At 41.1% G+C, this 12,436-nt stretch carries 13 protein-coding genes and 2 pseudogenes; all 15 read left to right on the forward strand.

Going from position 1 to position 12,436, the window contains the following annotated elements; all coding sequences use genetic code 11:
• Nucleotides 1-393 (forward strand): hypothetical protein (locus ACWYVB_RS00005; protein WP_457527463.1); only part of this gene is annotated, 393 nt, incomplete at its 5' end.
• Nucleotides 394-1,296: an immunity 49 family protein gene (locus tag ACWYVB_RS00010; protein ID WP_457527465.1), complete on the forward strand. Its 903-nt coding sequence runs from the start codon at nucleotides 394-396 to the stop codon at nucleotides 1,294-1,296.
• Nucleotides 1,297-2,196, forward strand: coding sequence for an immunity 49 family protein (locus ACWYVB_RS00015; RefSeq protein ID WP_457527467.1), 900 nt, complete (start codon nucleotides 1,297-1,299; stop codon nucleotides 2,194-2,196).
• Between the two features lie 180 nt (nucleotides 2,197-2,376).
• Nucleotides 2,377-3,279 (forward strand): immunity 49 family protein, encoded by a 903-nt coding sequence (locus ACWYVB_RS00020; RefSeq protein WP_457527468.1) that lies wholly within the window; start codon nucleotides 2,377-2,379, stop codon nucleotides 3,277-3,279.
• Between the two features lie 133 nt (nucleotides 3,280-3,412).
• Complete coding sequence (locus ACWYVB_RS00025; protein ID WP_338328690.1) at nucleotides 3,413-3,697, forward strand: hypothetical protein; 285 nt, start codon at nucleotides 3,413-3,415, stop codon at nucleotides 3,695-3,697.
• Nucleotides 3,698-3,721: 24 nt separating this feature from the next.
• On the forward strand, nucleotides 3,722-4,039 hold the full coding sequence (locus ACWYVB_RS00030; protein WP_373925394.1) for a hypothetical protein: 318 nt from the start codon (nucleotides 3,722-3,724) through the stop codon (nucleotides 4,037-4,039).
• 16 nt (nucleotides 4,040-4,055) lie between these two features.
• On the forward strand, nucleotides 4,056-4,937 hold the full coding sequence (locus ACWYVB_RS00035; RefSeq protein ID WP_104969450.1) for an immunity 49 family protein: 882 nt from the start codon (nucleotides 4,056-4,058) through the stop codon (nucleotides 4,935-4,937).
• A 168-nt stretch (nucleotides 4,938-5,105) separates the two neighbouring features.
• Complete coding sequence (locus ACWYVB_RS00040; RefSeq protein ID WP_182034055.1) at nucleotides 5,106-6,008, forward strand: immunity 49 family protein; 903 nt, start codon at nucleotides 5,106-5,108, stop codon at nucleotides 6,006-6,008.
• 142 nt (nucleotides 6,009-6,150) lie between these two features.
• Nucleotides 6,151-6,753 (forward strand): annotated as a pseudogene (locus ACWYVB_RS00045) (immunity 49 family protein); the annotation flags it as partial.
• Between the two features lie 168 nt (nucleotides 6,754-6,921).
• Nucleotides 6,922-7,824, forward strand: a complete 903-nt coding sequence (locus ACWYVB_RS00050) for an immunity 49 family protein (RefSeq protein ID WP_457527471.1) — start codon at nucleotides 6,922-6,924, stop codon at nucleotides 7,822-7,824.
• 758 nt (nucleotides 7,825-8,582) lie between these two features.
• Nucleotides 8,583-9,137 carry an imm11 family protein gene (locus ACWYVB_RS00055; protein ID WP_046875290.1) on the forward strand — a complete coding sequence of 185 codons (555 nt, stop codon included), beginning with the start codon at nucleotides 8,583-8,585 and terminating at the stop codon, nucleotides 9,135-9,137.
• Between the two features lie 309 nt (nucleotides 9,138-9,446).
• Nucleotides 9,447-9,890 carry an SMI1/KNR4 family protein gene (locus tag ACWYVB_RS00060; RefSeq protein ID WP_046875291.1) on the forward strand — a complete coding sequence of 148 codons (444 nt, stop codon included), beginning with the start codon at nucleotides 9,447-9,449 and terminating at the stop codon, nucleotides 9,888-9,890.
• Between the two features lie 161 nt (nucleotides 9,891-10,051).
• A complete protein-coding gene (locus ACWYVB_RS00065; protein ID WP_395196600.1) occupies nucleotides 10,052-10,951 on the forward strand; it encodes an immunity 49 family protein in 900 nt (299 codons plus the stop codon).
• A gap of 626 nt (nucleotides 10,952-11,577) precedes the next feature.
• A complete protein-coding gene (locus ACWYVB_RS00070) occupies nucleotides 11,578-12,156 on the forward strand; it encodes an ankyrin repeat domain-containing protein (RefSeq protein WP_256952149.1) in 579 nt (192 codons plus the stop codon).
• A gap of 9 nt (nucleotides 12,157-12,165) precedes the next feature.
• A pseudogene (locus ACWYVB_RS00075) lies at nucleotides 12,166-12,276 on the forward strand (immunity 49 family protein); the annotation flags it as partial.
• Nucleotides 12,277-12,436: the final 160 nt, after the last annotated feature.

Consider the following 12,436-nt stretch of genomic DNA (forward strand, 5'->3'; position numbering starts at 1 on the left):
AAACGTCCTAATGCTAAGCTGCTTCATCCCAAAGATATTGGAACCTCAATTTCGAAGCCGGGCGACTTTGATATGGTTTACGAGGTGGAAGAGCCACCACCAGGTGAAATTATCATTGTTGAGGCCAAAGGGGGGAGCAGTCCTTTGGGTAGTAGAAAAATTGGAAATATGGCATATCAGCAAGGGACAACTGAATATGCAGCAGCAATTATTGGTGAGATGTCTAAGAATAAGCGAGGTACAACAGAGTGGGAAGCGGCAACGGAAATAAAACTAGCGTTAAAGAGAGGGCGACCTATTAGGTACATTCATACTCAAACGGCAATCTATGACGCGGGACAGGTTTCAAAGGTTAAAGGCAAAGAATTTAAAATAGATTTAGGGGAGTTATAAATGTCTAGAAAAGTTAGAATTGAGCGAAATGCTAATCCGAAACTGACCCCAGAGTTAGTCCAAGGTTACAGCTCTGATATTAATCGAGACCTTGATATGCGTAAAGACGTAATCAATGTTCGCAGAGAGAACTTAGTTGCTTTAAGCGATGAAGCGTTTGAGCAGGTGAGGTGGTATACATGGCTTCCACATTCAATCGAAAACGAACAAACCGGTACACTATGTCTGTATGAAGCATCATTAATGCGTGCCTTTTATCATCAGCTCGCCATGAGACCTGACGAGCCTCAAAGTATTCAATTACCTGGATACCCGGAAGTAATCTGGAAAGGTGAAGGTATTTTAAAAACGGGGTGTTTACACCCTAACCGATGGCTTGATGCTTATTTCACTTCGGTGATTGTGCGTGACAAACCCGGTATGGACCTGTTGGCGAACTTTCCGATTTCTCTAATGAAGCAAAGCGCCACTAAGGCAGGTGAGCTTTCTTACATGTTAGTGGATGTAATTCAGGCATTCCACAACCGCACATCGGATTACCCTGATAAGCTAGTTGCAGCAATGGACGCTGCAATTGCTCAGGGTGATGACTGGGCATTAGAAATCGCCATGGGCATTTTAGAAACCTTTGCCGCCCTGACAACTGATATTGGTTATGACTTTGAAGAGGTACTCATTAAGAACCTGCAGTTCCAGGAGCAATATCAAATGCGCTTGGATGCTCCTAAAAAATTGATTTCAATCGAAACCTTCATCTCTTTCCCTCTGCTTGGCATGGCTTGTATGTGGTACGACAAAGGTCATCGTTTATCTGTTGAAACCGGTTGGCTTCCTCCATATCTCGTTGAAGGACGTTGGCTAGAAGATGTAAAAGAATTTAACGTAGGATTAGGAGTGAAATAAATGCCTGAGAACAATAAGAAAAATCACGTAGAGAGAAAGGCGGAACCTCATCTAACACTAAATGATGTCGCTGACTACCAAATGTATATCAATGAGGATTTAGATGAGCGCAAAGAGCTAATTGTAATCCGTAGAGAGAATTTAGTTGCTCTTAGCGACGATGCTTCAGAACAAGTGAGGTGGTATACTTGCTTTCCATCTGCAATAGAAACTGAAAAAATAGGAACACTCTGTCTTTATGAAGCATCATTAATGCGTGCCTTCTATCATCAACTTGCCATCAAACCAAGTGAGCCCCAACGTATTCAACTACCTGATTATCCAGTAGTAACCTGGAAAGGTGAAGGTATTTTAAAAACAGGCTTCATTTGTCCCTCAATGTGGCTAGATGCTTATTTTACCTCTGTCATCGTCCGTGACAAACCCAGTATGGATGTATTGGCAAACTTTCCGATTTCTTTGATGAGACAGAGCTCTACCAAAGCGGGTGAGCTGTCTTATATGCTAGTAGACGTAATTCGGTCGTTCCACAACCGCACATCGGATTATCCTGATAAGCTGGTTGCAGCAATGGACGCAGCGGTAGCTCAAGGAGATAGCTGGGCGTTGGAAATTGCGATGGGGATCCTAGAAACCTTCGCAGCGCTCACTACTAACATTGGTTATGATTTTGAGGAAGTGCTCGTTAAAAACCTACAGTTTCAAGAGAAATATCATCTTCGAGAATTAGGACCAGATAGAATAGGGATCCGCACGTTTATTAATTTCCCTCTGCTTGGCATGGCTTGCATGTGGTACGACAAAGGCAACCGTCTATCTGTTGAAACTGGTTGGCTTCCTCCCTATCTCGTCGAAGGGTGTTGGTTAGAGGATGTAAAAGCCGGAAATATAATTCGCTAAGATTCAAAAGGAACTAGGCGATCATTTCTGACGTTTTGTTGTGTTACACTTGGCATTATGTGTCCTTTTTAAAGATACCTAGGCTCTTTTACTCGAATAGCTTGAAGCCCTCAGACGTAGTAGTAGTAGTAGAAGTAGAAGTAGCAGAGTTTAAAATTGATTCAAAAGGATTAAGTCAAAATGCAAAGTAAAGAATCGGTCAAATTTTTAGAGCGAAAAGCAAATCCTGAACTTGACACACAAGCCATTGTGAATCGGAAAAAATTTATAAACAGGGTTTTAGATAACAGAAAAGAAGGCCTTAAAGTCAGGCGAGAAAACTTGGTTAGTCTTGGTGATTTTGCCATTGACCAGGTTCGCTGGTATACCTGGTTTCAAGCCTCTCATGAAGACGAACAAATTTGTACATTACGCCTTTATGAAACTTCTTTAATGGGAGCCTGTTATCATCAACTTGCTATGAATCCCAATGAAGAATTAACTATCAAGATTCTCGACTATCCTGAAGTAAAGTGGGATGGTGAAGGCATTTTAAAAACGGGGTGCATAAATCCTAATAGATGGATTGATATGTATTTCATATCGGCAATTGTGCGTGACTGGCCAAGTTTAGACGCATTGGCGAACTTTCCGATTTCTTTGATGAGACAGAGCTCTACTAAAGCGGGTGAGATGTCTTACATGTTAGTAGATGTCATCCAGTCGTTTCATAATCGCACATCGGACTATCCTGATAAACTGGTGGCCGCGATGGACGCGGCAGTTGCTCAGGGTGATGATTGGGCGTTAGAAATCGCCATGGGTATTTTGGAAACTTTTGCTGCCCTGACAACTGACATCGGTTATGACTTTGAAGAGGTATTAGTTAAGAACCTACAGTTCCAAGAGCAATACCAAATGGGGCTTGATAAACCAGAGGACTTGATTTCTATAGAAACTTTCATATCTTTCCCTCTTCTTGGCATGGCCTGTATGTGGTACGACAAAGGCAACCGTTTATCTATTAAAACCGGTTGGCTTCCTCCTTATCTCGTCGAGGGGCGTTGGCTAGAAGATGTAAAAGCAGGGAAGATCACTCGATAAACTCCTTTAGCAAATCAATATATAAGCCATCTCTTATGGGGTGGCTTTTATGTTTGAGGTGGGGAGCTTGTTGTTTGTTGAACGCTCCATCATTGGTGGCATTACCAATATGTAGTCCACCATATCCAGTGGATTGACCCAACAGGTTTGGGGTAGCCAATGCTGGCATAGTATAAAAAAGTCTGAACTCAATACGAGTGATGATGAGCTAACAGAAAGAAACAAAGCAAAAATTGATGAATGCTTGAAAGAGCGTCAAGAGGCAATGGACGTTCGAGCTGGCGAAGAGGGGTATCACGCTCAAATTGGTAATATTAACCAGCAGTCTGCAAAAATTGGTGAGTTGGTCGCGGATGACTTTATTCGGAATATACGCCCTAATGCTAAGTTGAGCCACCCCAAAGACCTTGCAACTTAGGGATCGAAACCAGGTGATTTCAATATGGTGTACCTCTCAGATGATACTGAAGAAATCATCATCGTCGAGGCTAAGGGTGGCAGCAGGCCGCTCGGCAGTCGTAAAATTGGCAATGAAGCATATCAGCAAGGGACAAGCAAATATGCGGCGGAAATCGTTAAATTAATGTCTGAACAAAAAGCTGGTACAACAGAAAGAGCTGCTGCAGACGAAATTACATCAGCAGTGCAAGATGATATTCTAGACAGGTGTTTACATACCCTAGCAGAAATTGATGCTTCAGATGGCGTATCTAAAGTGAATGCAAAAGAGTTTGATATTAGCCTCGAAGAATTAGGTTAAGGGAAGTAAAGTTAGTATGAAAAAGATAAATAGAAAAGCAGCCTACGAGTTGAATACTGAGGAACTTAATTACTATACAAAACAAATAGAAAAAAACTTAGAGAAAAGAAAACATCGTATCACAATAAAGCGCGAAAACTTGATATATCTAACAGACGGGGTTTGGGAGCAAGTTAGGTTATATACTTTGTTTCCAGTGTCTGAACTAAATGACCGAATAGGAACGCTGCGTCTATTTGAAGCCTCGATAATGCAAGCTAGCTATCATCGACTAGCTCAAAAACCTGAAAGCCCTTTGACGGTTAAGGTACCTGATCATCCTGAAATAACTTGGAAAGGCGAAGGTATTTTAAAAACAGGTTTCATTTGTCCTTCAATGTGGCTAGATGCGTATTTTACCTCTGTCATCGTTCGTGATAAACCTAGCTTGGACGTATTGGCGAACTTTCCGATTTCTTTGATGAGACAGAGCTCTACCAAAGCGGGTGAGCTGTCTTATATGCTAGTAGACGTCATTCAGTCGTTCCACAATCGCACATCGGGTTATCCTGATAAGCTGGTTGCAGCAATGGACGCAGCGGTAACTCAAGGGGATAACTGGGCGTCGGAAATTGCGATGGGGATCCTAGAAACCTTCGCAGCACTCACTACTAACATTGGTTATGACTTTGAGGAAGTGCTAGTCAAAAACCTACAATTCCAAGAAAAATATCATCTTCGAGAATTAGGACCAGATAGGATAGGCATCCGCACTTTTATTAACTTCCCTCTGCTTGGCATGGCTTGTATGTGGTACGACAAAGGCAACCGTTTATCTGTCGAAACTGGTTGGCTTCCTCCCTATCTCGTCGAAGGGTGTTGGTTAGAGGATGTAAAAGCCGGAAATATAATTCGCTAAGCTTCAAAGGGAACTAGGTCATCATTTCTGACGTTTTGTTGCGTTACACTTGGCATTATGTGTCCTTTTTAAAGATACATAAGCCCTTTTACTCGAATAGCTTGAAGCCCTCAGACTTAAGAGTAGAAGTAGCAGAGTTTAAAATTGATTCCAAAGGACTACGTTAAAATGCAAAGTAAAGGAACAATCAAAATTGTAGAACGCAAAGCAGATCCTGAGCTGAGTGAAAGTGGAGTTTATTCTGAGAAAGAATTCATCAATAAGATATTAGAACAGCGAAAAGAAGGTCTTAAAATCAGGCGAGAAAACTTGGTTAGTTTTGGTGATTTTGCCATTGACCAGGTTCGCTGGTATACATGGTTTCAAACCTCACATGAAGACGAACAAATTTGTACATTACGTCTTTATGAAACTTCATTAATGGGGGCTTGTTATCATCGGCTGGCTATGTTTCCTAATGATCCATTAACTGTTCAGATACTCGGTTATCCAGAAGTAACATGGGATGGTGAAGGTATCTTAGAAATGGGCTTCATTTGTCCTTCAATGTGGCTGGATACTTATTTTATATCGGCAATTGTGCGTGACAGGCCAAGTATGGACGTATTGGCTAACTTTCCGATTTCTCTGATGAGACAGAGCTCTACCAAAGTGGGTGAGCTGTCTTATATGTTAGTAGATGTTATTCAGTCGTTCCATAACCGCACATCGGACTACCCTGATAAACTGGTGGCCGCGATGGACGCGGCAGTTGCTCAGGGTAATGACTGGGCGTTAGAAATCGCCATGGGTATTTTGGAAACTTTTGCTGCCCTGACAACTGACATCGGTTATGACTTTGAAGAAGTAGTAGTTAAAAACCTACAGTTCCAAGAGCAATACCAAATGAGGCTCGATAAGCCAGAGGACTTAATTTCTATAGAAACCTTCATCTCTTTCCCTCTGCTTGGCATGGCTTGTATGTGGTACGACAAAGGCAACCGTCTATCTATTGAAACCAGTTGGCTTCCTCCCTATCTCGTCGAAGGACGTTGGTTAGAAGAAGTAAAAGCAGGGAAGATCACACGATAAAACCCTTTAGTTAGCAATTCAGTATAATAACGTTCAAATCGCCAAGATTAATCAGCAATCTGCAAAAATTGGTGAGTTAGCCGCGGATGACTTTGTTCGGAGTAAACGTCCTAATGCTGAGCTGCTTCATCCCAATGATAAATTAACCATAAAGATCCTCGACTATCCTGAAGTAACATGGAAAGGCGAAGGTATTTTAAAAACAGGCTTCATTTGTCCTTCAATGTGGTTAGATGCCTATTTTACCTCTGTCATCGTTCGTGATAAACCTAGCATGGACGTATTGGCGAACTTTCCTATTTCTTTGATGAGACAGAGCTCTACCAAAGCGGGTGAGCTGTCTTATATGCTAGTAGACGTCATTCAGTCGTTCCACAACCGCACATCGGATTATCCTGATAAGCTGGTTGCAGCAATGGACGCAGCGGTAGCTCAAGGGAATAACTGGGCGTCGGAAATTGCGATGGGGATCCTAGAAACCTTCGCAGCGCTCACTACTGACATTGGTTATGATTTTGAGGAAGTGCTCGTTAAAAACCTACAGTTTCAAGAGAAATATCATCTTAGAGAATTAGGACCAGATAGGATAGGCATCAGAACTTTTATCAACTTCCCTCTGCTTGGCATGGCATGTATGTGGTACGACAAAGGCAACCGTTTATCTATTGAAACTGGTTGGCTTCCTCCTTATCTCGTCGAAGGGTGTTGGTTAGAGGATGTAAAAGCCGGAAATATAATTCGCTAAGATTCAAAGGGAGCTAGGTCATCATTTCTGACGTTTTGTTGCGTTACACTTGGCATTATGTGTCCTTTTTAAAGATACCTAAGCCCTTTTACTCGAATAGCTTGAAGCCCTCAGACGTAGTAGTAGAAGTAGTAGAGTTTAAAATTGATTCAAAAGGATTAAGTCAAAATGCAAAGTAAAGAATCGATCAAGATTGTAGAGCGCAAAGCAAATCCTGAACTTGACACACAAGCCATTGTGAGTAAAAAAAATTTTATAAACAGGGTTTTAGATAACAGAAAAGAAGGTCTTAAGGTCAGGCGAGAAAACTTGGTTAGTCTTGGTGATTTTGCCATCGACCAGGTTCGCTGGTATACCTGGTTTCAAACTACGCATGAAGACGAACAAATTTGTACATTACGTCTTTACGAAACTTCTTTAATGGGAGCCTGTTATCATCAACTTGCTATGAATCCCAATGAAGAATTAAGTATCCAGATACTCGGCTATCCAGAAGTGACATGGGATGGTGAAGGTATTTTTAAAACAGGCTTTATTTGTCCTTCAATGTGGCTTGATGCTTATTTTACTTCGGTGATTGTGCGTGATAAACCTAGCATGGATGTATTGGCGAACTTTCCGATTTCTTTGATGAGACAGAGCTCTACCAAAGCGGGTGAGCTGTCTTATATGCTAGTAGATGTCATTCAGTCGTTCCATAACCGCACGTCGGACTACCCTGATAAACTGGTGGCCGCGATGGACGCGGCAGTTTATCAGGGTGATGATTGGGCATTAGAAATCGCCATGGGTATTTTGGAAACTTTTGCGGCCCTGACAACTGACATCGGTTATGACTTTGAAGGAGTACTCATTAAGAACCTACAGTTCCAAGAGCAATACCAAATGAGGCTCGATAAGCCAGAGGGCTTAATTTCTATAGAAACCTTCATATCTTTCCCTCTGCTTGGTATGGCATGTATGTGGTATGACAAAGGCAACCGTCTATCTATCGAAACCAGTTGGCTTCCTCCTTATCTCGTCAAAGGACATTGGTTAGAAGATGTAAAAGCAGGGAAGATCACTCGATAACACCCTTTAGTTAGCAATTCAGCATATAAGCCATCTCTATCTTGAGGTGGCTTTTACGTTTAAGGTGGGGAGGTTGTTGTTTGTTGAACGACCTATCATTGGTGGCATTATCTGCAACCCAAAGTTAAAAATTATATTCGATATGAATACGATTTAGACCATATTGATTGCGAGAAGAACGAAGTTACCTTTCATCGTTATATCAATCATTCAGATGGTAGTAAACGCAAAGTTCAATATGTTGTAGGTATAGAGGAAATTGTCCAAATCATCCCCTTAAATAAAACTCAAAGGGGGGAGTGTTGCGAATTATTATGGCGGTTCTTTAAGCAGAGGTTATGGGCTCAAGTTAAATAACGAAATAGTTGGCGGGTTACCTGAAAACCATGCTGGAAATCACCAAATTAGTATCAATATTGCTCAGGAATATCCGGTCATGCATAGAGCTACCGAACTTGATTACAACATTAACAGAGGTGCAAATGGGATTCCACTTCCAACTAATATTAAAACATCTGTCGAAATAGGCCTTCCCTTACACGTGGGTAGACATCTAAGTGCAAGGCACCAAGGTTCTCAGATGCTTTAGTTCGACGAGAAATGAGAGCGTTGTAAACTAAGTATTGTCGTGGTTTGATCGATGATATGATTTTTGTAGATGAAATTGGAAAAACAGAAAGTAACATTAGGAATGCTCTGGAAAAGAATGAAGCTCGATCGCAATTGGATGATCCGCAATGGAAAAGTAGGAAGTAGTAATGACACTTAAAATTTGGACCAACAAGGTAGATAGAGATTCCGATCTGACTCAAGGCAAAGTAACGCAGTCTAGTGTATTAATAGGATTGAATCTGACGGGAGGCGTTGCCCTAGGAGACAAATGGCCAAAAGTTACTATTGATGTCATATCAGATGACAAGCCTGCGGATAGTTTTCTTAGTGGTCCTTTATTAATCGTGAGTCGACGGTTATCTGATTTAATTTCTAAGCACACACAAACGAGTGAAGTTGAATTCCTACCGATTGAGGTTAATTACCAAGGTAAAAGTTTTGGTGAATACTATTTTTTAAATGTTCTTGCGATTTGCGATTTACTGGATAGAAATCATTCAATATTTAGTGAGTTTGATGGAGAGGTTGATTCAATTGATCGAGTTGTCCTTAAGAAAGATATTGAAATGCAGAAAACTATATTTCAACTGGATGCTATCGAGTGGTTATTATGTGTCGATGAAAAACTGGCTGAATTAATCGAGAACAAAGATTTTTCAGGAGTGGTATTTAAGTCAGAAAGTGAATGGCGTCCTTTTTAGAGCTCCTTGGGTATTTTTTAGCCATCTCTTACGAGGTGGCTTATAAGTTTATGGTGAGGGGTTCGTTGTTACGCGATTACAAAAGGGGCAGCGAAGCGTTTTACTTCAAAGCAATTGTTCAAAATGATTAAATCAGGAAGACTTCTCGACGGATTTAATCATTCACCATAAGACCTCTTTTATTTCGGAGAGGGGATAACTCGTTCAATAACTTCAGGGTAATGAATTCCAAGCCTCATCAGAAGTACAATAAGCGATTGCACTGGTACGATGAAGGCAAAAACACATATCAAAAATAGAGTTTTAAATATGAGAAACTTAGACGTAATGCTCGATCAATTCACCGAAAAAGAAGGGTTTGAGTGCTTTGGAGAGTTGAATGACGTATCAATTCATGAAATGGAAAATCAGCTAGGATTATCCTTTCCGGAGCCATATAAAGTTTTTCTAAGAAAATATGGTTACGTTGAGTGGTTTGGTCATACGATTTATGGATACTCTGAAGATGAGGACTATCTTGCAGTTGAGCGCACTCTTGAACTTCGCGAGGATGAGATACCGAGTGATTTTGAGAAAATACCACAAAGCGGTTGCGTATTAGAGCGCTATGCCGGAGGTGGCTACTACTTTTTATTTTCAAATGAATCAGAAAGATCGGGGCAAGTAGCCCTTTTCATAGATGAATTGTTTGGTAAAGAAGCCCAATCATGGACAACATTTGAGGCATTTTTGGAATATATGCTCAGCCTTTGAACTGTTGTTACAAAGAGCCTCAATTTCGAAGCCCGGCTACTTTGATATGATTTATGAGGCACCAACTGAAATTTTACATACACAAGCAGAAATATCCTCTAGCGGTAAGGTTTCCAAGTTCAAAGCAAAAGAGTTTGATATAGATATAGGAGAGTTCAGAAGTGGTTGATAACTCAAAGGTAAAAAAGGTTGAACGAGTAGCTCATGCTGAACTAAGTGATTTTGAAATAGAAGCTTATCGAGAAGAAATAAAAGAGAATTTAGACAAAAGGAAAAGGCGCATATCTATAAAAAGAGAAAACTTGGTTTACTTGGGCGATGGTATTTCTTATCAGCTCCGTCTGTATACATGGTTACCTCCATTAGACGATGATGAGAGAATCGGCACGCTATGTCTATATGAATCATCATTGATGCGTGCTTTTTACCATCAACTGGCCATCAAACCAAGCGAGCCTCAAAGCATTAAATTACCTGATTATCCAGAAGTGACATGGAAAGGCGAAGGTATTTTAAAAACAGGCTTCATTTGCCCCTCAATGTGGCTAGATGCGTATTTTACCTCTGTCATCGTTCGTGACAAAGCTAGCATGGATGTGTTAGCGAACTTTTCGATTTCTTTGATGAGACAGAGCTCTACCAAAGCGGGTGAGCTGTCTTACATGTTAGTAGATGTCATTCAGTCGTTCCATAACCGCACATCAGATTATCCTGATAAGCTGGTTGCAGCAATGGACGCAGCGGTAGCTCAAGGGGATAATTGGGCGTTGGAAATTGCGATGGGGATCCTAGAAACCTTCGCAGCGCTTACCACCGACATTGGTTATGATTTTGAGGAAGTGCTCGTTAAAAACCTACAGTTCCAAGAGAATTATCATCTTAGAGAATTAGGACCAGATAGAATAGGGATCCGCACGTTCATTAATTTCCCTCTGCTTGGCATGGCATGTATGTCGTACGACAAAGGCAACCGTTTCTCTGTTGAAACTGGTTGGCTTCCTCCCTATCTCGTCGAAGGACGTTGGTTAGGAGATGTAAAAGCCGGGAAGATCTCTCGATAAACTCCTTTAGTTAGCAATTCAGCATATAAGCCATCTCTATCTTGAGGTGGCTTTTACGTTTAAGGTGGGGAGGTTGTTGTTTGTTGAACGACCTATCATTGGTGGCATTATCTGCAACCCAAAGTTAAAAATCATATTCGATATGTGCACGATTTAAACCATATTGATTGCGAGAAGAACAAAATTATTTTTATCGCTATATCAATTGTTCAGAGGATAGTAGGCCTAAGTCCATTATGTCTTCAAGATAGAGGATTTTGTTAACGCACACGCTATCGCAGAAAATCAAGGACGAAAACATCTTTGGAGCAAAGTAACAGTTTGCGAATTTTACAAGGATTGTTATTGGAGACGAAGAACTCTGATGAAACCTTTGATTTTGGAGCATATTTAAGGTCTGTCGTGGGGCCTCGTCCTAAAGACATGCCGGATCCACATACTCTTTAAGAAGGGCTTGGGGCTGAGCAACAAGCTCTCGTTACTGAGGGCCAAATTCTTTTGAGGAAATATGGCATTGATCCAATATTTGACCACGAGAACTTAGTGTGGGCTCCAAATCGGATTGAAGGTCAGTATGATATTTATGCGTTGCGGCAGGTTGTTGATATTCTCAAAGTGACAGATAAATGTTGGGTAAACGCGGTGATATAGTTAATGCTTTAAAATTACTGGTTAAAACCGCAGCTGAGGAGATAAAGATGGCCTGTGAATACAGCGCAAAAGATGTAATGGCCGCGATTAGATCCGGTGACGTGAGTGAGGTTGAAAAAATTCTCTCAGGAGATGACAAATTACTTCATCTAATTACGCCTCTGGGTTCTTGGTTGCATATTGCAACGGAGCAAGGGCAAGATAAAATTGTAGAGCTTCTGGTGAATCTAGGTATTGATGTAAATATCAAGGGGGGGCCTTCAGGTGTAACTCCCTTAAATACAGCTGCATATGAAGGTCATTTAGACTTACTTACCTATTTTCTAGAAAGAAATGCAGTGATGGATATATCTGAACCAGACCGCAACCCATTGTTTGCTGCGATCCATGCTGGTCATAAAAATATTGTGGAGTTATTACTAAAAGCTGGTATAGATACAACGGTTAAATATACTGGTAAATCTATGAAAGACATGGATGCTATAGCGTTTGCTTATGAGTGGGGACGCAAGGAAATCGCAGAAATGATTAAAGAGCACAATAGGCACGCTTAGTAGAAGTTAATATGGTACGACAAAGGCAACCGTCTATCTGTTGAAACCAATTGGCTTCCTCCTTATCTCGTCGAGGGGCGTTGGCTAGAAGAAGTAAAAGCAGGGAAGATCATTCGATAAACTCCTTTAGCAAATCAATATATAAGCCATCTCTCATGGGGTGGCTTTTACGTTTGAGGTGGGGAGCTTGCTGCTTGTTGAGCTATATGGTGCGCATTATGTTGGTGCACTAAAACCACATTGGTGCATTTATTAGCGTGTTAAGCACCATTTCAAGAAT

It is taken from the genome of Vibrio sp. JZG10 (assembly GCF_054064075.1).

What these genes read in the sequence shown, in the direction of transcription:
- ACWYVB_RS00015 (WP_457527467.1), top strand. Translation starts at nt 1,297, where the DNA reads ATGCCTGAGAACAATAAGAAAAATCACGTAGAGAGAAAGGCGGAACCT.
- ACWYVB_RS00010 (WP_457527465.1), top strand. Translation starts at nt 394, where the DNA reads ATGTCTAGAAAAGTTAGAATTGAGCGAAATGCTAATCCGAAACTGACC.
- ACWYVB_RS00035 (WP_104969450.1), top strand. Translation starts at nt 4,056, where the DNA reads ATGAAAAAGATAAATAGAAAAGCAGCCTACGAGTTGAATACTGAGGAA.
- ACWYVB_RS00070 (WP_256952149.1), top strand. Translation starts at nt 11,578, where the DNA reads ATGTTGGGTAAACGCGGTGATATAGTTAATGCTTTAAAATTACTGGTT.
- ACWYVB_RS00030 (WP_373925394.1), top strand. Translation starts at nt 3,722, where the DNA reads ATGGTGTACCTCTCAGATGATACTGAAGAAATCATCATCGTCGAGGCT.
- ACWYVB_RS00020 (WP_457527468.1), top strand. Translation starts at nt 2,377, where the DNA reads ATGCAAAGTAAAGAATCGGTCAAATTTTTAGAGCGAAAAGCAAATCCT.
- ACWYVB_RS00040 (WP_182034055.1), top strand. Translation starts at nt 5,106, where the DNA reads ATGCAAAGTAAAGGAACAATCAAAATTGTAGAACGCAAAGCAGATCCT.
- ACWYVB_RS00050 (WP_457527471.1), top strand. Translation starts at nt 6,922, where the DNA reads ATGCAAAGTAAAGAATCGATCAAGATTGTAGAGCGCAAAGCAAATCCT.
- ACWYVB_RS00055 (WP_046875290.1), top strand. Translation starts at nt 8,583, where the DNA reads ATGACACTTAAAATTTGGACCAACAAGGTAGATAGAGATTCCGATCTG.
- ACWYVB_RS00060 (WP_046875291.1), top strand. Translation starts at nt 9,447, where the DNA reads ATGAGAAACTTAGACGTAATGCTCGATCAATTCACCGAAAAAGAAGGG.